Origin of the sequence: Streptomyces sp. NPDC002018 (assembly GCF_042890865.1) — a bacterium.
GTDB lineage: Bacteria > Actinomycetota > Actinomycetes > Streptomycetales > Streptomycetaceae > Streptomyces.
Genome location: NZ_JBIASO010000014.1, coordinates 44,141 through 67,370, shown reverse-complemented (window position 1 = coordinate 67,370; position 23,230 = coordinate 44,141). Strand labels below are relative to the sequence as shown.

18 protein-coding genes are annotated in these 23,230 nt (G+C 72.9%); 10 read left to right on the top strand and 8 right to left on the bottom strand.

Features of this window, described 5'->3' with window-relative positions; translation table 11 throughout:
* Window positions 1-143 precede the first annotated feature (143 nt).
* Both ACFYYH_RS23240 and zapE read right to left on the bottom strand, forming a co-directional pair.
* A complete protein-coding gene (locus ACFYYH_RS23240; protein ID WP_388554171.1) occupies window positions 144-572 on the bottom strand; it encodes an OsmC family protein in 429 nt (142 codons plus the stop codon).
* Window positions 573-727: 155 nt separating this feature from the next.
* A complete protein-coding gene (zapE, locus tag ACFYYH_RS23235; protein ID WP_388554169.1) occupies window positions 728-1,846 on the bottom strand; it encodes a cell division protein ZapE in 1,119 nt (372 codons plus the stop codon).
* 37 nt (window positions 1,847-1,883) lie between these two features.
* Here zapE and ACFYYH_RS23230 point away from each other — a divergent pair, with 37 nt between their 5' ends.
* The 5 genes from ACFYYH_RS23230 (at window position 1,884) to ACFYYH_RS23210 (ending at window position 6,003) form a co-directional block, all read left to right on the top strand.
* On the top strand, window positions 1,884-2,798 hold the full coding sequence (locus ACFYYH_RS23230) for a pyrimidine reductase family protein (RefSeq protein ID WP_388554167.1): 915 nt from the start codon (window positions 1,884-1,886) through the stop codon (window positions 2,796-2,798).
* Between the two features lie 127 nt (window positions 2,799-2,925).
* The gene (locus ACFYYH_RS23225) at window positions 2,926-3,396 is read left to right on the top strand and encodes an indole-3-glycerol phosphate synthase (RefSeq protein WP_388554165.1); all 471 of its coding nucleotides are present in this window, start codon (window positions 2,926-2,928) and stop codon (window positions 3,394-3,396) included.
* A 135-nt stretch (window positions 3,397-3,531) separates the two neighbouring features.
* Window positions 3,532-5,040, top strand: coding sequence for a UDP-N-acetylmuramate--L-alanine ligase (gene murC, locus ACFYYH_RS23220; RefSeq protein ID WP_388554162.1), 1,509 nt, complete (start codon window positions 3,532-3,534; stop codon window positions 5,038-5,040).
* A 9-nt stretch (window positions 5,041-5,049) separates the two neighbouring features.
* Complete coding sequence (gene msrB / locus ACFYYH_RS23215) at window positions 5,050-5,457, top strand: peptide-methionine (R)-S-oxide reductase MsrB (protein WP_388554159.1); 408 nt, start codon at window positions 5,050-5,052, stop codon at window positions 5,455-5,457.
* A 249-nt stretch (window positions 5,458-5,706) separates the two neighbouring features.
* Entirely contained in the window at window positions 5,707-6,003 is a 297-nt protein-coding gene (locus ACFYYH_RS23210; RefSeq protein WP_388554156.1) for a hypothetical protein, read from the top strand.
* A 58-nt stretch (window positions 6,004-6,061) separates the two neighbouring features.
* Here ACFYYH_RS23210 and ACFYYH_RS23205 read toward each other — a convergent pair whose 3' ends face one another.
* Both ACFYYH_RS23205 and ACFYYH_RS23200 read right to left on the bottom strand, forming a co-directional pair.
* A complete protein-coding gene (locus ACFYYH_RS23205) occupies window positions 6,062-8,620 on the bottom strand; it encodes a GTPase-associated protein 1-related protein (RefSeq protein ID WP_388554153.1) in 2,559 nt (852 codons plus the stop codon).
* A gap of 416 nt (window positions 8,621-9,036) precedes the next feature.
* Window positions 9,037-9,423: a VOC family protein gene (locus ACFYYH_RS23200; protein WP_388554151.1), complete on the bottom strand. Its 387-nt coding sequence runs from the start codon at window positions 9,421-9,423 to the stop codon at window positions 9,037-9,039.
* A 55-nt stretch (window positions 9,424-9,478) separates the two neighbouring features.
* On the opposite strand from ACFYYH_RS23200, the gene ACFYYH_RS23195 reads away from it, so the two are divergent.
* Window positions 9,479-10,216, top strand: a complete 738-nt coding sequence (locus ACFYYH_RS23195) for a nucleoside/nucleotide kinase family protein (RefSeq protein WP_388554148.1) — start codon at window positions 9,479-9,481, stop codon at window positions 10,214-10,216.
* A 73-nt stretch (window positions 10,217-10,289) separates the two neighbouring features.
* The gene (locus ACFYYH_RS23190) at window positions 10,290-11,255 is read left to right on the top strand and encodes a hypothetical protein (protein ID WP_388554146.1); all 966 of its coding nucleotides are present in this window, start codon (window positions 10,290-10,292) and stop codon (window positions 11,253-11,255) included.
* An 80-nt stretch (window positions 11,256-11,335) separates the two neighbouring features.
* Here the strand turns inward: ACFYYH_RS23190 and treZ are convergent, their stop codons facing one another.
* Window positions 11,336-13,099, bottom strand: coding sequence for a malto-oligosyltrehalose trehalohydrolase (gene treZ / locus ACFYYH_RS23185; protein WP_388554143.1), 1,764 nt, complete (start codon window positions 13,097-13,099; stop codon window positions 11,336-11,338).
* Window positions 13,100-13,528: 429 nt separating this feature from the next.
* Between treZ and ACFYYH_RS23180 the strand changes: the two genes are divergently transcribed.
* Window positions 13,529-14,077, top strand: a complete 549-nt coding sequence (locus ACFYYH_RS23180; RefSeq protein WP_388554141.1) for an FHA domain-containing protein — start codon at window positions 13,529-13,531, stop codon at window positions 14,075-14,077.
* 108 nt (window positions 14,078-14,185) lie between these two features.
* On the opposite strand, the gene lpdA is transcribed toward ACFYYH_RS23180, so the two are convergent.
* Entirely contained in the window at window positions 14,186-15,592 is a 1,407-nt protein-coding gene (gene lpdA, locus ACFYYH_RS23175; protein ID WP_388554139.1) for a dihydrolipoyl dehydrogenase, read from the bottom strand.
* A gap of 132 nt (window positions 15,593-15,724) precedes the next feature.
* Here lpdA and ACFYYH_RS23170 point away from each other — a divergent pair, with 132 nt between their 5' ends.
* Window positions 15,725-16,609, top strand: a complete 885-nt coding sequence (locus ACFYYH_RS23170; protein WP_388554136.1) for a LysR family transcriptional regulator — start codon at window positions 15,725-15,727, stop codon at window positions 16,607-16,609.
* Window positions 16,610-16,795: 186 nt separating this feature from the next.
* On the opposite strand, the gene treY is transcribed toward ACFYYH_RS23170, so the two are convergent.
* Window positions 16,796-19,180 carry a malto-oligosyltrehalose synthase gene (gene treY, locus ACFYYH_RS23165; RefSeq protein ID WP_388554134.1) on the bottom strand — a complete coding sequence of 795 codons (2,385 nt, stop codon included), beginning with the start codon at window positions 19,178-19,180 and terminating at the stop codon, window positions 16,796-16,798.
* A 256-nt stretch (window positions 19,181-19,436) separates the two neighbouring features.
* Window positions 19,437-21,557, bottom strand: coding sequence for a glycogen debranching protein GlgX (gene glgX / locus ACFYYH_RS23160; protein ID WP_388554131.1), 2,121 nt, complete (start codon window positions 21,555-21,557; stop codon window positions 19,437-19,439).
* Between the two features lie 375 nt (window positions 21,558-21,932).
* On the opposite strand from glgX, the gene ACFYYH_RS23155 reads away from it, so the two are divergent.
* Window positions 21,933-23,165, top strand: coding sequence for an SAV2148 family HEPN domain-containing protein (locus ACFYYH_RS23155; RefSeq protein ID WP_388554128.1), 1,233 nt, complete (start codon window positions 21,933-21,935; stop codon window positions 23,163-23,165).
* Window positions 23,166-23,230: the final 65 nt, after the last annotated feature.

Sequence of the window (23,230 nt, the reverse complement as noted above, 5' to 3'; positions counted from 1 at the left end):
CCCCGCCCGCCCGCCCCCCCCCGGGGGGGGGGGGGGGGCGCCCCGGGCCCCCCCCCCCCGGGGGGCGCGCCGGGCGGGGGGGGGGGCCCGGCCCCCCCCCCCCCGGCCGGAGACCGGATCCGGAGACCGGATCCGGGACCGCGTCAGGAGGCGAGCGACGCGCTCAGCGTGATGGTCGTGCCCGTGAGCGCCTGGCTGACCGGGCAGTTCGCCTTGGCGTCCTCGGCGGCCTTGACGAAGGCGGCCTCGTCCAGTCCGGGCACGTCACCCTCGACGGTGAGGTGGATACCGGTGATGCCGGTGCCGGGCTGGAAGGTGACATCGGCCTGCGTGGTCAGCTTGGTCGGCGGGGTGCCGCCCTTGGCGAGTCCGTTCGAGAGCGCCATCGAGAAGCAGCTCGAATGGGCGGCCGCGATCAGCTCCTCCGGGCTGGTCTTCCCGTTCGCCGTCTCCGCGCGGGAGGGCCAGGAGACCTCCTGGGCGGGGATACCGGAGGAGTCGAAGGAGACGGTGCCCTTGCCCTGGAGGAGGTTGCCCTCCCAGACCGTGTGCGCCTGGCGCGTGGTGGCCATGGTGGAACCCTTCTGCTTGGTTCTGGGTAGTACGGATGTGATGTCGGACGGATGTGATGAAGCGGTCGCCGTGGCGCGCGACCGCCCGTCACGGCTTTCTGTGCGGCCGGCCTCCTCGCCCCGCTGGGCGCACACGGCCTGCCGCGGCACCGAGCCTATTGGGGCACGAGCCCCTTGGCGTCCCGTGCCAGTGCCGTCAGCCGGGAGATGGCCCGGAAGTATTTCTTCCGGTAGCCGCCGTTCAGCATCTCTTCGCCGAACAGCCGGTCGAAGGGGAGGCCGGAGGCGAGCACCGGGATCTCCCGGTCGTACAGCCGGTCGGCGAGGACGACGAGCCGCAGCGCCGTCGACTGGTCGGGGACGGGCCCGACATCCGTGAGACAGACCGCCCGTACGCCGTCCATGAGCGCTCCGTACCGGCTCGGATGGACCCTGGCGAGATGGTCGAGCAGCCCGGGGAAGTCGTCCAGGCTGGCGCCCTCGGTGGCATAGGCGGCGCCGGTCACCTGTTCGTCGGTGTACGGAGCGGGCGCCTCGGGCAGTCCGCGGTGGCGGTAGTCCTCGCCGTCGATGCGCAGCGGGCGGAACCGCGCGGCCAGACCCTGGATCTCCCGCAGGAAGTCGGCGGCGGCGAACCGGCCCTCGCCGAGCTTGCCGGGCAGGGTGTTGGAGGTCGCGGCCAGTGCCACGCCCGCCTCGACCAGCCGGCGGAGCAGGCTGGAGATCAGGACGGTGTCGCCGGGATCGTCCAGTTCGAATTCGTCGATACAGAGAAGCCGGTGGCCGCCGAGGGTCTGCACCGTCTGCTGGAAGCCCAGCGCGCCGACGAGGTTCGTCAGCTCGACAAAGGTGCCGAAAGCTTTCTCTTCCGCCGGGGCGGGGGTCGCGTGCCAGAGGGACGCCAGCAGATGGGTCTTGCCGACACCGTAACCGCCGTCCAGATAGACCCCGCGCGGGCCGGTGGGCGCGGCCGGTTTCTTGGCGAACCAGCGTCGCAGGCCGGACCCGGATCCGCGCCCCGGTCCGCTTCCGCCGGGCCCGTGCGCCCCGCCGAGTCCCGCGGCGAACGCGCTCAGCGCCGCGACGGCCTGGGACTGGCTGGGCTGACCGGGGTCCGGTACGTACGTGTCGAAACGTACGGAGTCGAAGCGCGGCGGCGGCACCATGTCCGCGACCAGACGGTCGGCGGGGACACGCGGCTCACGCGCGCAGAGGGCGACCGGGGCCGCTTCGGTGACCGACCGTTGGCCGGAGGCGGCGGTGGAGTACGACACAACTCTTCACTCTATGCGCCGTGCCAGACTGCTACGCATGCGACGCCTGTTCCCTGTGACCGATCAGACACTCTCCGCCGGGGAGCCCACCGGGGACGCGGCGACGAGGCGCGCCGCGGGGCCGGCCCCCGCGCCGGCCGTCGACCGTGAGTGGACGCTCGACGAACTGGCGGACGCCTACGCGTACCCCCCGGCGGTGACGGAAGCCCTCGCGCTGCCGCAAGCGGTGACAGGAGCGGCGGCGGCCACCGGAGTGACGGGGCCCGCGGCGGGGTCCGCGGCCGGGGCCAGGCCCTGGCTCCGCGCCAATATGGTCTCCACCCTCGACGGCGCCGCCCAGCACGACGGCCGCTCGCAGACCATCTCCTCCGCCGCCGACATGCGGATCTTCGGCGCGCTGCGCGGACTCGCGGACGCGGTGGTGGTGGGCGCGGAAACGGTTCGTCTTGAGGAGTACCGGCCGGCCCGCGCCCGGGAGGGCTTCGCCGCGCGCCGCGCGGCGGCCGGTCAGGGCCCCGCCCCGGCCATCGCGGTGGTCAGCGCCGGTCTGGACCTCGACTTCTCGCTGCCGCTGTTCAGCGAACCGACGGTGCCGACCCTGCTGGTGACCGGCGCCGGGGCGCCGGCGGCCCGGATCCGCGCCGCCGAGAAGGCGGGCGTGGAGGTGCTGATCGCCGGGGAGGGGCCGGGCGCGGACCCCGCCCGTCTCGTACGGGCCCTGGCCGCACGCGGCTTCGTCCGGCTGCTCACCGAGGGCGGGCCACGGCTGCTGGGACAGTTCGTGGCGGCCGGAGTTCTGGACGAGTTGTGCCTGACGGTGTCTCCGACGCTGACGGCGGGGTACGCGCAGCGCATCGCGGGGGGTCCGGGCCCCGGGGTGCCGGAACGCTTCGCTCTCGTATCGCTGCTGGAGCAGGACGGATACCTCTTCACCCGGTACCGCCGCGTCTGACAATCAGCGGAATTCGCCGTTCCGGTTAGTCTCCGCTGGGCAGACTACTTTCGCGGTCCCCCGTGCGGGCACGGGGAAGGATGGTTTCAGCAGCGGGCCGGACGGCCCAGAAGACGAAGGGCCCGTCGTGTTCACAAGCGTACTGATGATCGAGAAGCCCCTGACGCCCGAGGACGTGGAATTCGTCACCACCCTGCATGGCGACGAGCCGGTCACCTTCGTCGTGCTCATGCAGCCCCGCGGCGACCAGGCGGACATCCTGCTGCGCGCCATCGACGACGTCGCGCTCGGCGAGCTGAGGGACGCCGCCCGGGAAGGCGACACACCGGAGGGCGAGCAGGCCAGACAGCCCGCGGAACTGGCGCTCCAGGCGTCCCTGGCCGCGCTGCGCGGCCAGGGCTCGGCGGCCACGGGCCAGGTCGTCGAGGAACACCCCCTCGACCATCTGAAGGCGGTCGTGGAGCGGTCGGGCGCCGACGAGGTCATCGTGCTGACCGAGCCGCACTACGTGGAGGAGTTCTTCCACCGGGACTGGGCGTCCCGGGCCCGGCACAAGGTCGGCGTCCCGGTGCTCAAACTCTTCGCCCACAGCGAATAGGCTGGGGCGGCAGGTGGCAGGACGCCGTGCGATCAGACCTGTGATCGACCGGCGCCGGTGATCGACCGGCGCCGGTTCCGGCCGACACCACCCGCCGCCCGTAACGGCCCCGCTCGCACTCTGGGAGAGACACGTATGGCACCGGCCCCCGCTGTCCCCGCCGACATGGAACGACCGCACTTCATCGGTATCGGCGGCGCCGGAATGTCGGGGATCGCGAAGATCCTCGCCCAGCGCGGGGCCAAGGTCGCGGGCAGTGACGCCAAGGAGTCGGAGACCGCGGAGGCGCTGCGGGCCCTGGGCGCCACCGTGCACATCGGCCACGCCGCGGCGCATCTCGCGGAGGACGCCTCGTGCGTGGTCGTCTCCAGCGCCATCCGGGCGGGCAACCCCGAGCTGACGCGGGCCGCCGAGCTGTCCGTACCCGTGGTGCACCGCTCGGACGCGCTGGCCTCGCTGATGAGGGGCCTGCGGCCGATCGCCGTCGCGGGCACCCACGGCAAGACGACCACGACGTCCATGCTGGCGGTGGCCCTCACCGAGCTGGGCCTCGACCCGTCGTACGCGATCGGCGGCGACCTCGCGGGGCCGGGCACGAACGCCCGCCACGGCGAGGGCGAGATCTTCGTGGCCGAGGCGGACGAGAGCGACCGGAGCTTCCAGAAGTACGACCCCGAGGTCGCGATCGTCCTCAATGTCGAGCTGGACCACCACGCCAACTACGCCTCGATGGAAGAGATCTACGAGTCCTTCGAGGCGTTCGCCGACAAGATCGTCCCGGGCGGCACCCTGGTGATCTCCGCCGACCAGCCGGGCGCCGTCGAGCTGACCTCGCGGATCCGCGGCCGTTCCGCGGGCGACGGGGCGACGGGCGGCGGGCCGACGGGCGACAGGGCGACGGGCGACGCGGCGACGGACGCGGGGCAGGCGGAGGACGGGCCGGCGACCGGTCCTTCCCCGCTCCGGGTCGTCACCTACGGTGAGGCCGGGACGGCGGACGTACGGGTCCACAGGATCACCGCACGCGGGCTGACCAGCGAGGTCACCGTTCTGCTGGGCGGCCGGCCGCTGACCTTCACGGTCTCGGTCCCCGGCCGGCACTACGCGCTCAACGCGGTCGCCGCCCTGGCCGCCGGGGTCGCGCTGGGCGTTCCCGCGCACAATCTGGCCTCGGCCCTCGGCAAGTACACCGGTGTCAAGCGCCGCCTCCAGCTCAAGGGCGAGGCCGCGGGCGTCCAGGTGATCGACTCGTACGCGCACCACCCCACCGAGATGACCGCCGACCTGGAGGCGATGCGGGCCGCCGCGGCTCCCGGCTCCCGGCTGCTGGTCGTCTTCCAGCCGCACCTCTTCTCCCGTACGCAGGAGCTGGCCACCGAGATGGGCCAGGCACTCGCCCTCGCCGACGCCTCGCTGGTCCTGGACATCTATCCGGCCCGTGAGGACCCGATCCCCGGTGTCACCAGCGCGCTGATCACCGACGCGGCCGAGGCGGCGGGCGCCCTGGTCAAGGCCGTGCCCGACAAGAACGCGGTCGCGGACGCGGTGGCGGGAATGGCCGGACCCGGTGATCTCGTTCTCACCATGGGCGCCGGAGATGTCACGGACCTCGGTCCGCTCATCCTGGCCCGTCTGACCGACTGAGGAGAGCGCATGTCGTACGACATCGACAAGCCGGACGAGCAGTGGCGCGCGGAGCTGTCCCCCGCGGAGTACCAGGTGCTCCGCAAGGCCGGCACCGAGCCCGCCTTCATCGGCGAGTACACGGACACGAAGACGGCCGGTGTCTACTCCTGCCGCGCGTGCGGCGCGGAGCTGTTCCGCTCCGACACGAAATTCGAGTCGCACTGCGGCTGGCCGTCCTTCTACGATCCGAAGGACACGGACGCGGTCGAACTGATCGAGGACCGCTCCCACGGCATGGTCCGGGTGGAGGTGCGCTGCGCGCGCTGCGGCTCGCACCTCGGCCATGTGTTCGAGGGTGAGGGCTATCCGACCCCCACGGACCAGCGGTACTGCATCAACTCGATCTCGCTCCGGCTGACCGCCGACGAGAGCTGAGACGTGCCGGCCCTGGAGGCGCGGCGGGCTCTGGCCCGCCGACGCCCCGCCGGCCCGGCACGGGCCTGACCACCGGCCCGGCCACTGCACTGACCACCGTATGTCCCGCTGACCGGATCACGAGGGGGTGCCGGATGCCGCCCGGCCGGTGCCCCGGACGAGGAAGGAGCGTGTTCGCCATGAGGTGGCGAACCCAGCCGCCCGCCCGGAAGGCCCGGGGGTAGGGGCGGCGGTTCCGGAAGGAACGAGATGTCCGGTACGGACAGGACGAAGCCGTTGTGGGTGCGCTGTGCGGAGCACGACCCCCGGCCGGTCCACGATCACCGTCACGGCGACTGCGACCTGCCGCCGAACCCGACGCGGGAGGACGCCGGCACACGCTGCCGGTGGGCACACTCCCACTTCGGCGAAACCTGCTGCTCGGGACCGAACGGCCGCGCCGCCGGCAAGGAGTGGGGGGAGATGAACCGGGCCCGCAACCGCAAGGAACGCTACGCGGGCCGGCTCGAAGCCCGTCGTTTCGCCGCCGGAGGGGACAGCGACTGACGCCACTGTCCCCGGCGCCCTCGGCCCCGTACGACAGGCCGACGGCGAAGGTGCCCCGTCAGCCGGACCGTGAAGGGCCCGGCGGCGGGCCCGGCTCGTCGCCGCGCGGGGTGTCCTGGGCGGGGGAGCGGGAGCGGCCGCCGAAGCGCAGGCCCAGCCTGCTCAGGGCGCTCGGCCGGTTCCAGGTCCTGAACTCCTCCGCCTTGCGGCCCCCCGTGCGTTCCAGACAGCGTTCGACGGCGGCGACGTCCTCGGCGGGCAGGGACCGCACGGCCGGGCGCAGCACTTTGTCGAGCAGCGTCGTGCGGGTCTGGTCCCAGCTCTTGTTGGCGCCGGGGAGCGCGGTCCAGGTGGTGTAGCAGTGGGCCGCGAACGCCGGTACGGCACGCAGCCGTTCCTGGACGGAGCCGTCGTGGGCGGCCCTGCGGTACGCGGCGGTGAGGTCCGCGTCGCCGCTGTGGACCAGCGCGTACAGCTCTCCCTCCGGCCGCTCCTCGGAGATCAGTTGACGGCAGAGGGCGCCGAACGCCCGCTCCAGCACACCGGGTTCGACCGGCTCCGCCACGGCGCGCAGGGCGAGCGTCCGGTCGGTCCAGCCCGGTCCGGCCCGGCCCGCCGCGAGCTCCCCCGCGTATTCGAGAAGCTGGAGGGCTCCCCGTACGCGCGGCTCCAGCGCCTCCGGGAAGCAGCGCAGCAGATCGTGGGCGAGACCGGGCGAATCGGGGCTGTCGCCAGGCCCTTCGAGCGCGGCCCTGACGAGGGTGTGCCAGGTTCCCGCGGTCCGGTGGGCGTCCGAGCCGGTCTCCGCCAGCAGGAGCCGGGCCTCGCCGGGGGTCGGCGCGCCGCCGTCCCACACGAGGCGTACGGCGGTGCGCAGGACGAGCGGATCGGCGAACGGGGAGACACCGCAGGCCCGAAGCACCGAGCGCAGGAGGGTGATCCGGTCGCGGTCCTCCGCTTCCTCGGCCGACGCCGGGAACACCGCCGCCGCCCCTGCCCCCGCCCCCGCTGCCGGGGCACCCGACATCTCCGCGCACATCCGCAGATGCGGTATGACCTGAACATCCGTGAGGGGCAGGGCGATACGGCCGAGCAGCCGGGCGGCGGCGGGCGGATCGTCCGCGGCGAGCGCGTCGAGCTCGCTGAGCAGTGTGGTGCGCAGATCGAAGTGCTCGTCCAGCGCGGCCCGTACCGCGGGGGTGTACGCGGAGACCGGGTCGGCGGCCAGCGCGCGGGCCAGCCGCCGGGCGAGGCCGGGCAGCAGATCCGTACAGTCCACGCCGAGCGGTTCCGCCACCCGCAGCAGCTCCACCGGCCGTGAGGTGCTCCGCGAGGCGTCACCGCCGGCGCCGCCCGCGATGCCCTCGCGCAGCTCGGGGCCCAGCTCGGCGGCGAGACGCCGCTTGAGGTCCTCGGGGAGCGACGCGACACGCGGTGCGGGGAGTTCGAGCCCGGCGGCGGGGGTACGGACGGCCTCGGTCAGTACGAGGGCGGCCAGCGGTGCGGTCGTGGCGGCGGGGGCCCTGCCGTCGAGCACCGTGAACAGCCGCGCCAGCGCGGTCGTTTCGGTGGGGCTCCGGTCCTCGGCGGGCGCGCTCAGGGATTCGACGAGCTGCTGGAGCCGCTGACCGTCCAGCGCGTTCGCGTGCTCGTAGGCCCAGGCGGCCGCCGCCGTACGGCCGTTGGCGCCCGGGGCTATCCCCGCGCAGAGCGCGGCCACGGCGAGCGGGCCCGGGGTGAACAGGGCGCCCGGCAGCGTCACCGCCTGCGTGAACAGCTCGGGGGCCCGGCCCAGCCAGACATGGGCGGCGATCTCGGCCCAGGCGTCCACGACGGGCGCGCCCCGGCCGTCGGGCGCGGACGGCTGCCGGCCCGTGCAGTCGAGTACGCGGTAGCGGGAGTCCTGGCCGGTCAGGTCCCCCGCGTCGTCGGGCAGGACACCGATGATCTGCTGCCGGGCCTGTCCGGGACGGCGGGTGTAGGTGGTGAAGGTCAGCCGGTGGGCGCTCTCGCGCGGCAGAACGGTACTGGCCAGCGCGATCCACCGCGCCACATCGGCGCTGTCCCGCTCCACGAGGACGAGCCGCGGGGCCGACTCCTCCTCGGCGAGGCCCCGCAGCGCGGCGAAGAACCCCGTGAGATACGGGGCGCGGGAGGCGGCGAACGACAGCAGCTCGCGCCGTTCGAAACTCCGTGAGGAGGGCAGCCGCTCCAGGGGTTTGAGCTCGGCACCGTCCGGGGTGCCGGCCGCCCACTGCGGTGAGTCCCAGGCGCTGATGGGCGGGGTCCCGGCGGAGAGCGTGGCGCCCGCGGGCAGACGCAGGGCATGGGCGTGGAACCCGTCGCGGTCACCGCCGGGGCCGGCGCCCGTACCGACCGTCCAGGCCAGCAGCCGGCTGCCGTCGGAGAGCACGCTGTGGCTCAACGTCCGGGGGAAAGCGGCGAGTTCGGCGGTCGTCGGATGCGGCGGCGCGTCGCGGGGCGCCTCGTACCCGATGAGCTGCCCGGCCTCCCTGAGCACCGGCTCGGGGACGCCGGGCGTGACCGCCGTGAGCCGTGAGCCGGATCCGTCCGGGCCCGGAGCGTCGGAGACGAAGTGAAGCTGGGCCAGGCTCATGCGCCGGCCCCTTCCGGTCCCGGCGTGCCCTGTTCGCCCTGCCGGGCCCGTCTGTGTACGGGAACGGGCCCGTGCGGCCGCCCAATCGGGGCGCGGCCGGAACAGCGGGGGCGGATGACGGTCGTCATGTCAGCGAACCACCAGGTGAGCGGGGGAGGGTCCTTCGAGACGCACGGACGCGGCCCGGCCGCCCGGGAGGCGGCCGCGCGAGTGAGGGAGCCGGCAGTGCGCCGCCTCGATTCTCGCGCCCGACCGTACCGGCGCGACGCGGCCCGGCACCACTCGGTCCCGGGACGAGCGTGCGGTCCGGTGGCCCTGGGGCCGATCGGATGCCCTCGCGGGGCGCGCGGCCCGCCACTGATCGGCCCGCTGCGGATCGGCGCGCGGCGGCCTCGGTGCTGCCCGCCCGGACACCGCTAGGCGGGCTGGAGCAGGTCCCAGAGGTTGCCGTAGAGGTCCTCGAAGACCGCGACCGTGCCGTACGGCTCCTGGCGTGGCTCCTGTACGAAGCGGACCCCCGCGGCCCGCATCCGGGCATGGTCGCGCGCGAAGTCCTCGGTGTGGAGGAAGAAGCCGACCCGGCCGCCCGTCTGCGCGCCGACGCTCGCCCGCTGGACGTCGTCCTTGGCGCGGGCCAGCAGCAGACCGGTGCCCTCGGAACCCGGGGGCCGGACCACGACCCAGCGGGAGCCGTCGCCCCGGTCGGTGTCCTCGACCAGGTCGAAGCCGAGGGCGCCGGTGTAGAAGGCGAGGGCCTGGTCGTAGTCGTCCACGACCAGGGTGATGAGCGCGATGAAGGGCATGAAGCGGACGTTATACGTATGACTATCGGCCGGGCAAGATGGAACAATGCCCACCATGGATGCGCAGCAGATCGCCGGACTGACCGCCCGTGCCCGTCGGCTCGCCCTCGCCGCCGACCTTCCCGCCGCCCCGGGCGACCCGACCTCCGATCCCTTCGCCGACCCCTCCGGGGACCCCGCCCGCCGGCCCGCCCCTGCCGCCGTCGGCCGCAGACCCCCCGGCCACCGCCGGGTCCTCGGCATCGCCGGGCCGCCCGGCGCGGGCAAGTCCACCCTCGCCGCCACCCTGGTGGACCGCCTCGGCGGACTCGCCGCACTCGTTCCGATGGACGGATTCCATCTCGCCCAGACCGAGCTGAACCGGCTCGGCCGGGCCGGCCGCAAGGGCGCGCCCGACACCTTCGACGCCACCGGCTACGCCGCCCTGCTCGCCCGGCTGCGCGCCCCCGAGCCGGGCACCGTCGTCTACGCGCCCGCCTTCGACCGCTCCCTGGAGGAGCCGGTGGCGGGCAGCATCGCGGTCGGACCCGAGATCCCCCTCGTCATCACCGAGGGGAACTATCTGCTGCACGACACCGGTCCCTGGGCCCCGGTCCGTACGCTCCTCGACGAGGTGTGGTTCCTGGAACTCGACCCCGGGGTGCGGGTCGGCCGGCTCGTGGACCGGCATGTCCGCCACGGCAAGGAGCGGGCGTACGCGGAGCGCTGGGTCAGGGAGTCCGACGAGGCCAACGCCCGGCTCGTGGAGCGTGGCAGGGACCGCGCCGATCTCGTCGTCCCCCTCTCGGACTAGCATCGGAGATACGGCGATCACCGGTGTGGCGGCGATCGGCCGGGCCCGGCCGGACATGAGCGGAGGCGATGGTGTGGGGCTGTTCCGACGAGGGCCCAGGCGTGACAGTCGCGAGACGACGCCGAGGGACCCCGCCTTCTCCTTCTTCTCGGTCGACGAGGCCGCGCGGTTCCGCGGCCAGGTCCGGGAGGCCTTCGCCGAGCGAGGGCTGGAGGTCACGCTCTACGCGGACATGGTGACGGACAGCGCGGGACGCCAGTTCGGACTGGGCAATCTCGCGGCCGTCTGCCACAACGACGACCGCGGCCCCCGTATCTGGGGCGAACTGGTTCGGCGGCACGTCGGGATGGTGCTGCGCACCATGGACGCCCCCTCCGCCCTGGACACGCTGCCCGCCGAGCAGATCCGCGCCCAGCTCTACCCCCGCGTGATCAGTCAGGACGGTCTCGACCCGCAGACCTTCGGTTACGCGCGGTCCGTCGCCCCGGGGCTCTACGAAGTGCTCGCGCTCGACCTTCCCGAGAGCGTCATGATGCTCACGGACGACGCGCTGGAGCCCCTGGGCGAGACCCGGCAACTGCGCGAGCGGGCGCTGCGCAACCTCCGCGGACTGCCGGTCGAGGGCCGTGAGACCGTCAAGGACTCCGACGGGACCCGGTTCGAGGTGGTCCTCGGCGACTCGTTCTACACGGCGAGCCGGGTGCTGGCCCTGGAGACGGTCGTGGAACAGGTCACGGGCCGGCCGATCCCCCCGGAAGGCGCGCTGGTCGCGATGCCCTTCCGCCATCAGCTCGCCTTCCATGTCATCCGCGACAGCACCATGATCCCGTCCCTGAACTCCATGGCCTCCTTCGCCGCCTCCGGGTACGAGGACACACCGGGGGCCATCAGCCCGTACGTCTACTGGTGGCGGGGCGGCACACTCACCCAGCTCAGCGACGAGGACGAGGACGGCGAGGGGCTGCGGATCGTCGTCGGCGAGGACTTCCAGGGCCTGCTGGAACGCCTGGTGGAACGGGAGCCACCGGAAGGGCACTGAACCCCGTGCCCGCGCGTGCCCCCCGTGTCTCACGCGCGGCTCGCGCCCGCGCGTGGGACGTGTCGCGCCCGCGCCTCGTGTCATCCCCCGGACAGGACGACACCGGACTCGGGCGGCAGGTGCAGCACACCGTTCCCGTCCGGCGGGCCGACCGGCTCCCAGGCGGCCAGGACCCGCCCGGCCTCGCCCCGGGGCCGCAGGCCGCCCAGCGGGATCCGCACCGGCTCGCCGGAGAGATTGACCGCGATCCGCAGCTCGCCCCTGCGGTAGGCGAGCCAGCGCGCCTCCTCGTCGAACGCCACCTTCGTCCCGGCCAGATCCGGATCGGAGAGGTCCGGCTGGCCGTGGCGCAGGGCGATCAGTTCGCGGTACCAGGCCAGCAGCCGCGCGTGCGGCTCCTTCCCGGTCTCGGAACGGTCCAGGCAGGAGCGCTCCCGGGTGGCCCGATCCTGGGGATCGGGGATCTCCTCCGCCGCCCAGCCGTGCGCCGCGAACTCCCGGCGCCGGCCCGTCCGTACGGCCTCGGCGAGCACCGGGTCGGGATGGTCGGTGAAGAACTGCCAGGGCGTGGTGGCGCCCCACTCCTCGCCCATGAAGAGCATCGGGGTACCGGGAGCGGTCAGGACGACCAGCGCGGCGCAGGCCAGCAGCCCGGGGGAGAGGGTGGCGGAGAGCCGGTCGCCGAGCGCCCGGTTGCCGATCTGGTCATGGGTCTGGGCGTAACAGAGGAAGCGGTGCGCCGGTGTTCTCGTACGGTCGACCGGTCGGCCGTGGGTCCGGCCCCGGAAGCTCGAATACGTACCGTCGTGGAAGAAGACCCGGGTGAGCGTCCTGTCGAGCGCGGCGAGCGGCTCACGGGCGAAGTCGGCGTAGTAGCCCTGGGATTCACCGGTGAGCGCGGTGTGCAGGGCATGGTGGAAGTCGTCGTTCCACTGGGCGTGCACACCGAGGCCGCCCTCGGCGCGCGGCGTGGTGGTACGGGGGTCGCCGAGGTCGGACTCGGCGATCAGGAAGAGCGGGCGGCCCAGATCGGCGGAGAGCGCGTCCACGGCGGTCGACAGCTCTTCGAGAAACGTCAGCGCGCGGTGGTCGGCCAGCGCGTGCACGGCGTCGAGCCGCAGCCCGTCGAGCCGGAAGTCCCGCAGCCAGGCCAGCGCGCTGCCCAGGAGATACGCCCGCACCTCGTCGGACCCGGGGGCGTCGAGATTGACCGCGGCGCCCCAGGGCGTGTGGTGCGTCTCGGTGAAGTACGGGCCGAAGCGCGGCAGATGGTTGCCGGAGGGACCGAGATGGTTGTGCACCACGTCGAGCACGACCCCGAGGCCCAGACCGTGCGCCGTGTCGACGAAGCGCTTGAGCGCCGCGGGGCCGCCGTAGGGCTCGTGGACCGCCCACAGCGACACCCCCTCGTACCCCCAGCCATGGGTGCCGGGGAACGGGCACACCGGCATCAGCTCGACATGCGTGATGCCCAGCTCGGCCAGCGGCGCCAACTGGGCCGCCGCCGCGTCGAGGGTGCCCTCGCGGGTGAAGGTGCCGAGGTGCAGCTCGTACAGGACCGCGCCGGGCAGCCCGCGGCCCTGCCACGGGGTGCGCCACTCGTACGCCGCGTGGTCGACGACGGCGCTCGTGCCGTCGGGGCCGTCCGGCTGGCGACGGGAGCGTGGATCGGGCAGTACGGGGCCGCCGTCGAGCGCGAAGCCGTACCGTGCGCCGTCGGCGGCCGGCGCCTCGGCGGTCCACCAGCCGTCCCGCTCCGGGTCCCGGTCCATGGGCAGGCCGGTGTCCTCCAGGTGGAGTACGACCCGTTCCTTCGCCAGTGGTGCCCATACCTCGAACCGCACGAGGGTTCCCCCTTGTCGTCGGGCCTGCCGCCCCGGCCCCTCGCCAGGTCCTGCCCTCGGCGCCGCGCTGTCGGCTGTCCCTCCCATGGTCGCAAGAGTGGGGGCCGGGGGCCCGGCGATCGGGACGATTCGGGTGGAGGTGCGGTGGAGCCTCGGTGGAGGCCGTGAGGACCCCCGCCCGCCGCCACGGGCGGGAGCGGAGAGAGGGGGGTCGGCGGCGGGAGCGGAACCGGACGGAAGGGGGCGGTGGTGCGAGAGACGGCGTGCGGGACAGGAGCGTCCCCGCCATCAGGTCCGTCCGGTCCATCAGGTCCGTCAGGTCCGTCCGGTCCGCGGCTCGTAACGGACGTAACGGCGGGCGTAACGGTGCGGCGGGGTGGGCCCGTTCCGTCTGGACACCCCAGGGCCCTCCGTCGGACAATCACACGTGTGACGTCCTCCTTCGAGTTCCACACGTATCCCGCGCGGCTCTCCGACGCCGAGCGCGACCGTGTGCTCGCGGTGCTCAGGGAGGGCGCGGCGCAGGGCATGCTGTCGCACGACACCTTTCTGCGCCGGATGGATCTCGCGCTGGCCGCTCGGAGGGCCGACGAGCTGAAGCTGCTCACGGCGGATCTGGAGATCGAAAGCCCTTGGTCACGGCGGCTGTTCGGCACGGTGAGCCGGGTGTCGGCGTTCTCCGTACGGCTGCGCAGGGCCTGGCAGGCCGAGCGGCTGCCGAAGCTGCTGCTGCCCCAGCCGGGACCGTATCCGCTCCGGATCGGCCGCGACCCGATGAACGGACTGCGGCTCAGCCATGACACGGTCTCGCGGCTGCACGCCGAACTGAGCATGCAGGGCGGGGTGTGGGTGCTGCGCGATCTGGGCTCGACCAACGGCACGACCGTCAACGGACGGCGGGTGACCGTGACGGCCGTCGTCCATGACGGGGACCTGGTGAGCTTCGGGCAGATGAGCTTCCGGCTGGCCTCGGACTGAGCACGGCCCCTCCCGAGGACCGCACCTCCCCGAGGACCGCCCCCCCGAAGCCCCCCCGAGGCCCCCGGCGGCCCTCGCGGCCCCGGCGGAATGTGTCGGACGGGGGGGCTAGCGCTGGTGCAGCCCCCGGCCCGCGAGGCTCAGGAATGTCTCCCCGACCGCTTCCGACAGTGTCGGATGCGCGTGGATGTGCCGTGCCACATCGGAGGGTTCCGCGTCCCAGCCCACGATGAGCTGGCTCTCGGCGATCATCTCGGAGACCTGCGGTCCGACGAGATGGACCCCGAGGACCCGGCCGCCCCGTTCCGCGACGACCTTCACCATGCCGCCCCGCCCGTGCACCATCCCCTTGGCGACGGCCGTCAGCGGCATCGTGTTGACGGTCACCTCGTGGCCGCGGTTGCGCGCCTCCTCCTCCGTCAGTCCCACGGCGGCGGTCTGCGGACTGGAGTACGTCACCCTCGGCACCGCCGCGTAGTCCACCGGCGCCGTGGCCAGCCCGGCCAGGGTCTCGGCCACCAACAGGCCCTCCGCGAAGGACGCGTGGGCCAGTCCCAGGGACGGCGGCGGCAGCAGATCCCCCACCACATGGATCCCGGGCACGGCCGTCTCCAGCCTCGACCAGTCCGCGGGGGCCACATGACCGCGCTCGTCCGCGGTGAGCCCGGCCGCCGCCAGCCCGAGCCCGTCGGTCACCGGCGCCCGGCCCACCGCGACCAGCAGCCGTTCGGCCTCGACCGTACGGATCTCGCCGCGCGCGGTGCGTACGGTCGCCCGCACCCCGTCCGTGACCAGTTCCGTCTCCACCAGTCGTGCCCCCGCCCGCACATCGACTCCGCGCCTCTTCAGACCCCGGGTCAGATGCCGGCTCACCTCGGGGTCCTCCAGCGGTACGAGCCGGTCCGCGGCCTCCACGAGGGTGACCTCCGCGCCCAGGGAACGGTGGAACGAGGCGTACTCCACGCCGATCGCGCCCCCGCCCAACACCAGTACGGAGCCCGGCAGTCCGGGCGCGAACAGGGCGTCGTCGCTGGTGACCACACGGCGTCCGTCGGGCACGAGACCGGGGAGGGTACGGGGCCGCGAACCGGTCGCCAGGACGATCCCCCGCCGGGCGCGGACCTCCCCGTACCCCTCGACGACCACCGAGCGAGGGCCGGTCAACCGCGCGCTCCCGTACGCCACTTCGACGCCCGCGTGCGCCAAGTGGTCCACGACCCCGCGGTGGTTGCGGGAGACGATGTCGTCCCGGGTGGCGACCAGCGCGGGCCAGTCGATCGAGTCGAGCGTCGAGGCCACGCCCCAGCGTTCCCGGGCCTCGGCGATGCCGTCGACCAGTTCGGCCGCGTGCAGCATCGCCTTGCTGGGGACGCAGCCGCGGTGCAGACAGGTGCCGCCCACCCGGTCGCGCTCCGCGAGGACGACCCGCAGACCCAGCGCGGCGGCGCGCAGCGCGGTGGAGTAACCGCCGGTGCCACCGCCGATCACGATCACATCGGCTTCGGAAAGTGTCATGGCTCCACCCTCCGTCCGGCGCTTGCCATGAGTCCAAGGCAATGTTTATGTGGTTCTGATGAACATCATTCATGGGGTACGCGTGCGCACGGCAGCCGGACACCACGCCGGCGGGATCGGAGGGCCGGAAGGATGAGCCTGCGGCAGATGGAGTACTTCCTCACGGTCGTCGAGGAGTCGTCCTTCACCCGCGCCTCCGAGCTGCTCCATGTCACCCAGTCCGCCCTGTCGCACCAGATCAAGGCACTGGAACGGGGGGTGGGAGGGCCGCTGCTCGAACGGCTGCCGCGCGGGGTGCGGCTGACCCCGATGGGACGCGCCTTCCTGCCGCACGCCGAGCTGGCCGTCCGCAGCGCCGCCCAGGCCCGCCGCGCGGCCCGTGCCGCGGCCGGGGCCGAGGGCGGTGAGCTGCATGTCGCCGCCCTGCACGGGGTGGCGGTCGGTGTGCTCCCCGAGGTCTTCGCGGCCTGGCGGCGGGCCCATCCCGAGGTGGCGCTCTTCCTCCATGAGTACGCGACCACCGAGGCGCTGGAGGAGCAGGTCGAACGCGGCACCGCGGACCTCGCGGTCGGACCGCCGCCCCGGAACTGGCCGGGACCGGTCGTCACGGTCGGCGAGGAGGAGATCGTCCTCGTGGTCCCCTTCGACGACCGGCTCGCGGGCCGTACGTCGGTGACGCTGGCGGAGCTGTCCGACCGTATGTGGGTGCGCTGTGCCATGGAACCGGTCGTCGAGGGCCAGGACTTTCTGGACTGGGCCTGCGCCGGGGCGGGATTCACCCCCCGTACGGCCGTCAGAACCGAGCACACCTCGACGGCCGTCCGGATGGCCGCGGCGGGCGTCGGCATCGTCACCGCGCCGTCCCATGTCGTCCGGGGAGCGGTCGGCGAGGACTGTGTGATCCTGCGGGTGGACCCGGACTGGCGGCGCCCGCTGACGGTGTTCTCCCGGGTGGAGCTGACGGGCGCGGCGGCCGCCTTCGCGGAGCTGCTGCGCGCCGCACAGCCGTACGCCTGACGAGGGCCCCGGGGCGGGGGACGAGCGCCCGGGGCCGTGACGAGCGCGCCCTACGGCCGGGGGCCGGACGCCCGCATCGCGTCCGGGGCAGCCCGGCGCGCGCCCCAGGCCCGGGGCGGGCCCGGACGCCCCAGGCCCGGCGCTGACCCGGCGTGCGCCCCAGGCCCGGGGCCGGCCCGAGGGCCGTCAGGGCCGCCGCGCGATCAGGGCCACGGGTCGGTCCGCGAAGAGCACGGCCAGATCGACCGGACCGCCGCCCTCGAACTCCCGTCCTGGCGAGGCGAGCAGATCCGTCCAGCGGCCCTCCGGCAGCGTCAGCTCCGTACCGGCCCAGCCCCCCGACTCCGCCAGCCCGAGCGCCAGGCGCGTGACGGCCGTGACCACCTCGCCCGAGCGGCAGAAGGCCAGACAGTGGTCCGCCGCCGGGCCGGCCGCGAGCAGCGGGGCATACGTCCCCGACTCGCCGAAGACCCGGGGCCGCTCGCGGCGCAGCCGCAGCGCGGCCGTCGTCACCACCGTCCGCTCGTCCGGCGGCCCGGTCCTGAACGGCCGCCGGTTGTCCGGGTCCACCAGCGCCACATACTCGCGCTCCGTGCCCTGGTAGAGGTCGGGCACCCCCGGCATGGTGAGCTGCACCAGCGCCGCGCCCAGCGCTCCGGCCCGTACATACGGGCCGAGCGAGCGCCGGAACTCCGCGACCGTCTTGCGCGCGGGACCCGCGGGACCCGCCTCGACAAAGGCCGTCACCGCCTGTTCGTAGAGCGGATCGGGCTCCGTCCAGCTCGTGTGCAGCCCCGCCTCCCGTACGGACTTCAGCAGCGCGGGCACCATCCGTGAGCCGTCGGGAAGGTCCGCGGCCCCGGTCTCCCCGTCGGCCGGGGTGAAACCGACCGCCGTCTGCCAGGCCTGCCAGGCCACCTGGGGATCCGGCGCCGCCACCCCGGTCTCGCCCGTGACCCTCTCCAGCAGCGCGGACCAGCGCCGGGGGCACTCGGACAGCACGGCGATCCCGGCCCGTACATCCGCGCTGCGCTTGGTGTCGTGCGTGGTCAGTACGGTGCCGGTGGTGGGCCAGTCGCGCGCCAGCCGCGCGCAGTACGCGTGGAACCGCTCCGGGCTCACGGCGGGGTGCCCCGGATCGCCGCCCACCTCGTTCGCCGAGATCAGCGGCACATAGCGGTAGAAGGCCGTGTCCTCGACGGATTTGGCGCGCAGCGCGGACGCGGTCTGGGCGAAGCGCACACAGAAGGCCGCGTGGTCCGGGCCCGTACCGAGCCTGCCGAGCGCCAGCTCCCGCACCACGTCCACGGCCGTCGCCTCCCGCTCCACCGTGAACGCGGCCTTCGCCTGGCGGGCCGCCTCCTCGGGGACCGCGGCCTCCGCCGCCTCCGGGCAGGGCCCGCCCGCCGTCACATAGGGGCGGTAGACGGGGACCCGTACGAGCAGCTCCTGGACCGCCGTACGCAGGGCCCAGGGGGCGTGGTCGCGCAGCGCGGGGTCGGCGGCGCAGATCCGCCGCGCCGTACGGACCAGGAAGGAGGTCTCGGCGGCCAGTTCATGGAGGACCACCTTGTAGGCGGCGCGCCGGACCGTCCCCTCCCAGTAGCCGCCCCGGTCCCCGACGGGCCCCACGACATCGCGGTAGTGCCGCTCCAGCACGGCGGCGCCCGCCGGGTCCGTGAAGAGTCCGTCGACATGGCGCAGCGCGTCGTAGCCGGTGGTGCCGGCGACCGGCCAGCCGGCGGGCAGCGTCTCGTCGTCGGTGAGGATCTTCTCCACCACCGTCCAGCAGCTCCGGCCGGTCGCGGCGGTCGCCTCGTTGAGCCGGCGCAGATACTCCTCCGGGTCGGCGAGCCCGTCCGGGTGGTCGACGCGCAGGCCCTCGACGACCCCGTCCCGTACCAGTTCGAGGATCTTGGCGTGGGTGGCTGCGAACACCTCCGGGTCCTCGACCCGTACCCCGATCAGCTCGGAGATGGTGAAGAAGCGCCGGTAGTTCAGTTCGGTGCGGGCCAGCCGCCACCAGGCGAGCCGGTAGTGCTGCGCGTCGAGCAGACCGGGCAGCGGGAGCCGCTCGGTGCCGGGCGCCAGCGGATAGCGCGCGTCGCCGTGGCGCAGCTCACCGCCCTCCACGCGCAGCGCGTCCAGTTCGTCCCCGAGCGGGGCCGGCAGCACCGGCAGCATCAGCTTGCCGTCGCCCGCGTCCCAGTCGATGTCGAACCAGCGGGCGTACGGCGAGTCCCGGCCCTCGCGCAGCACCTCCCACAGGGCCCGGTTGTGGACGGGGGCGGCGGCCATGTGGTTGGGCACGATGTCGAGGACGAGCCCGAGGCCGTGCTCCCCGGCGGTACGGGCCAGCCGGCGCAGTCCCTCCTCACCGCCCAGCTCGGCCCGTACGGCGGAGTGGTCGACCACGTCATAGCCGTGGGCGGAGCCCGGTACGGCCTCCAGGACCGGCGACAGATGGAGATGGGATACCCCGAGCGCGGCGAGATACGGCACCGCTCTCTCTGCGGCCGAGAAGGGGAAGTCCGGCTGGAGCTGGAGCCGGTAGGTCGCGGTCGGCGTCATACGATCGTACGTACCCAGCTCGGCGGGTTCTGTGTCATCGGTACGGCGTAAGGCTGGCCGACGGCCCAGGGAAAGCAGCCCGGGGACGGCGCGGTCGATGGCGCAGGGACGACGACGCGGACGACGGCCCCCGCGCCCGCCGACACCCCCCGGCCGACCCGGCCCCCCCGGCCCGGACCGGACGAGAACCGGACCGGGAACGGGAGCGCCGACCGGGTCCCGCGCCCGCGCCCGTTCCCGCGCCCGGCCCCGGGGGCTACGCGGGCCGCATCAGTACCGTCATACTGCGGCCGATCATGGTGATCCGGTCGCCCCCGTCCACCTTCTCCCCCTGCCCCGGGGCCACCCCCTCCGGGCGGGCCGTGTCCACCATGATCTGCCAGTGCCTGCCATGGTTCAGCGGCACCACGAACTCCAGCTTGTCGGCGCTCGCGTTGAACATCAGCAGGAACGAGTCGTCCGAGATCCGCTCGCCGCGCGGTCCCGGCTCGGAGATGGCGTTGCCGTTCAGGAAGACCGTCATGGCCTGTGCGTGCGCGGCCTGCCAGTCCTGCTGCTTCATCTCCTCGCCCTCGGGCGTGAACCACGAGATGTCCGACAGGTCGTCGTGGGTGCCCTCCACCGGCCGGCCGTGGAAGAAGCGCCGGCGCCGGAACACCGGATGGTCCCGGCGCAGCCACACCATCGCCTGGGTGAACTCCAGCATGCTGGTGTCGGTCTCCACGCCCGGCTCGGGCCAGCGGACCCAGGAGACCTCGTTGTCCTGGCAGTACGCGTTGTTGTTGCCGCCCTGCGTCCGGGAGAACTCGTCCCCGTGGCTGAGCATCGGGACACCCTGGGAGAGCATCAGCGTCGCGATGAAGTTGCGCATCTGGCGGTTGCGCAGCTCGATGATCTCCGGATCGTCGGTCTCGCCCTCCACCCCGCAGTTCCAGGACCGGTTGTGGCTCTCGCCGTCCCGGTTCGACTCGCCGTTGGCCTCGTTGTGCTTCTCGTTGTACGAGACGAGATCGTGCAGGGTGAAGCCGTCGTGGCAGGTGGTGAAGTTGATGGAGGCCAGCGGCCGGCGCCCGTCGTCCTGGTAGAGGTCGGACGAGCCGGTCAGCCGGGACGCGAACTCCGCCAGGGTCCTGGGCTCACCCCGCCACAGGTCGCGCACGGTGTCGCGGTACTTGCCGTTCCACTCGGTCCACAGCGGCGGGAAGTTCCCCACCTGATAGCCGCCCTCACCGACGTCCCAGGGCTCGGCGATCAGTTTCACCTGGCTGACCACCGGGTCCTGCTGGACCAGGTCGAAGAACGACGACAGCCGGTCCACCTCGTGGAACTGGCGGGCGAGGGTCGCCGCGAGGTCGAAGCGGAAACCGTCGACGTGCATCTCGGTCACCCAGTACCGCAGCGAGTCCATGATGAGCTGGAGGACGTGCGGACTGCGCATCAGCAGCGAGTTCCCGGTGCCCGTGGTGTCCGTGTAGTACCGGGGATTCTCGGCGAGCCGGTAGTACTGGGCGTTGTCCAGGCCCCGGAAGGAGAGCGTCGGGCCGAGATGGTTGCCCTCCGCCGTGTGGTTGTAGACGACATCGAGGATGACCTCGATCCCGGCCCGGTGCAGCGCCCGAACGGCCTGTTTGAACTCCAGGACCTGTTCGCCCCGGTCGCCCCACGAGGCGTACGCGTTGTGCGGGGCGAAGAACCCGATCGTGTTGTAACCCCAGTAATTGCCCAGACCGGAGTCGACCAGCCGGTGGTCGTTGACGAACTGGTGCACCGGCATCAGCTCCAGCGCGGTGACGCCCAGTTCCGTGAGGTGCTCGATCACCGCCGGATGGGCCAGTCCCGCGTAGGTGCCGCGCAGCTCGTCGGGCAGCTCCGGATGGAGCATGGTCAGACCCTTCACATGGGCCTCGTAGAGCACCGTGCGGTGGTATTCCGTACGCGGCAGCCGGTCGTCGCCCCAGTCGAAGTACGGATTGACCACGACCGAGGTCATCGTGTGCGGCGCGGAGTCCATGTCATTGCGCGAGTCCGGCTTGCCGAAGTGGTAGCCGTACACCGACTCGCCCCACTCGATACTCCCGCTGATCGCACGCGCGTACGGATCGAGCAGTAGTTTGGCGGAGTTGCAGCGGTGCCCGCGCTCCGGTTCATACGGCCCGTGGACCCGGAAGCCATAGCGCTGACCGGGCATGATGCCCGGCAGATAGGCATGCCGTACGAAGGCGTCCGTCTCGCGCAGCTCCACCGCCGTTTCTGAACCGTCGTCGTGCAGCAGGCACAACTCGATTCTGTGGGCGGCCTCTGAGTAGACCGCGAAGTTGGTGCCGGCGCCGTCGTACGTGGCGCCGAGGGGATACGTCTGTCCCGGCCAGACCTGCATAGATAAGACTCTTCCACTTCTGATCCGGGTGCTGCGGGGCCTTGAGCCAGATCTTCCCCGAAAGAAGCCGCTCCACCTAGGAACTCGATGGGTTCTTGCCGCTGGGTCAGGCCGGAGTCAACTTCACGTTCCCCGCCGTCGCCCGGACCCGGCCATGGTCCCAGAGGCCCCGCGGGGGACGTAACGCCCCGTCGGGCCCGGTCGCGGAACGGCTGTAACCCCTATGAATCAGCTCACTCCGGCCGAACTCGCCGCCGGGAACGAGCCGCACGAACAGGGGAGTTGTGAAAGGAGCCTGTGCATCGGGCTGCACCGCCTCCGGTCGGCGGAGTACCCTTCCTTGATCGTTGAAGGGGGAGGGAAGGCGGTGCGCGGGTGAGCTCGGGAGGGTTGGAGCTGCCCCCCGGTGACGCAGGTCACGCGGGGGACTCCGGCGACATTCCGCCCGGAACGGTCTCCCTCGCGCGGCCGATGGAGATCGGGGCGGAGCTGGAGTGGGGCCCGGACGCCTGGAGTGAGGTCCGTACGCGCGCCCAGCGGGCGGGGCGTGCGTATATCTGGCTGAATCTGGTGGAGCAGCGGTTGCGCGCGGTCGTCGCCGCGGTACTGCGGCCCATCTACGAACCGGTGCACGGCGAGGAGTGGGTGGTCGCCGCCGCCGGGCCCGCCGGGCAGGAGTGGGTGCAGCGCGCCGTCGCCGTACGGGAGGTCTCCCGGCGCAAGGGCTATCTGCTCGACCCGGCCGACGACAACGTCCTGAGCTTCCTCACGCTTCCGCAGCTCCGCGAGCTGATGGTCCAGCACTGGCCCGGTTTCGAACCGTATTTCGACGACCGCCGCGATGTGGAGCTGGCGCTCGACGAACTGGAGGTCGCGCGGAACGTCGTGTCACGCAACCGGGCGCTCTCCGAGACGGTCCTCGCCCAGGCGGAACGGGCCTCCGCCCGGCTGCTGGAGATCCTGGGCGGCGGCAGCGGGGTGCCGTCGGCGGCCCGGCTGCGGGTCGACGCCATGGAGGACCTGGTCGGCGACCGGTACGCGGACGTGGTCTCCGTCCATCCCGACCGGGTGAGGCTGCAACGGCAGATCCCGGCGGAGGATCTCTTCGGCGGCGCCCGGCGTGTCGACGCCATCGGCATCGGACTGAACCTCCTCGTCCAGAACTTCTCGGGGCGGCGGCTGATCCGGCTCGCCGAATCGGGCTGCCGGATACGGCTGGTCTTCCTCAATCCGGCGAGCAGCGCGGTCAAGCGGCGCGAACGCGAGCTGGGGCTCAGGAAGGGCGAGCTGAGCCGTTCGGTGGAGATGAACATCCTTCATATGCGCCGGGTGCGCTCCAAGCTGCGTGATCCGGGCGCCTTCGAGATCCATGTCTTCGACGAGACCCCGCGCTTCACCGCCTATCTCGTCGACGGTGACGGCTCCGACGGACTCGCCGTCGTCCAGTCCTATCTGCGCCGGGCGCGCGGTATGGAGGCGCCGGTGCTGGTGCTGCGCGGCGGCGGGCGTGACGTGGTCCGTTCGGGCCAGGAGACGGAGCACGGTCTCTTCCAGACCTACCGCGAGGAGTTCGAGTCGGTCTGGAGCGACTCCAGGCCGGTCTCCTGAGCCCGCGGAGTCCCGTGCGCGGGACGGACAGGGCCGGGGGGACCCCGCCCGTTCCCCCGCCGTCG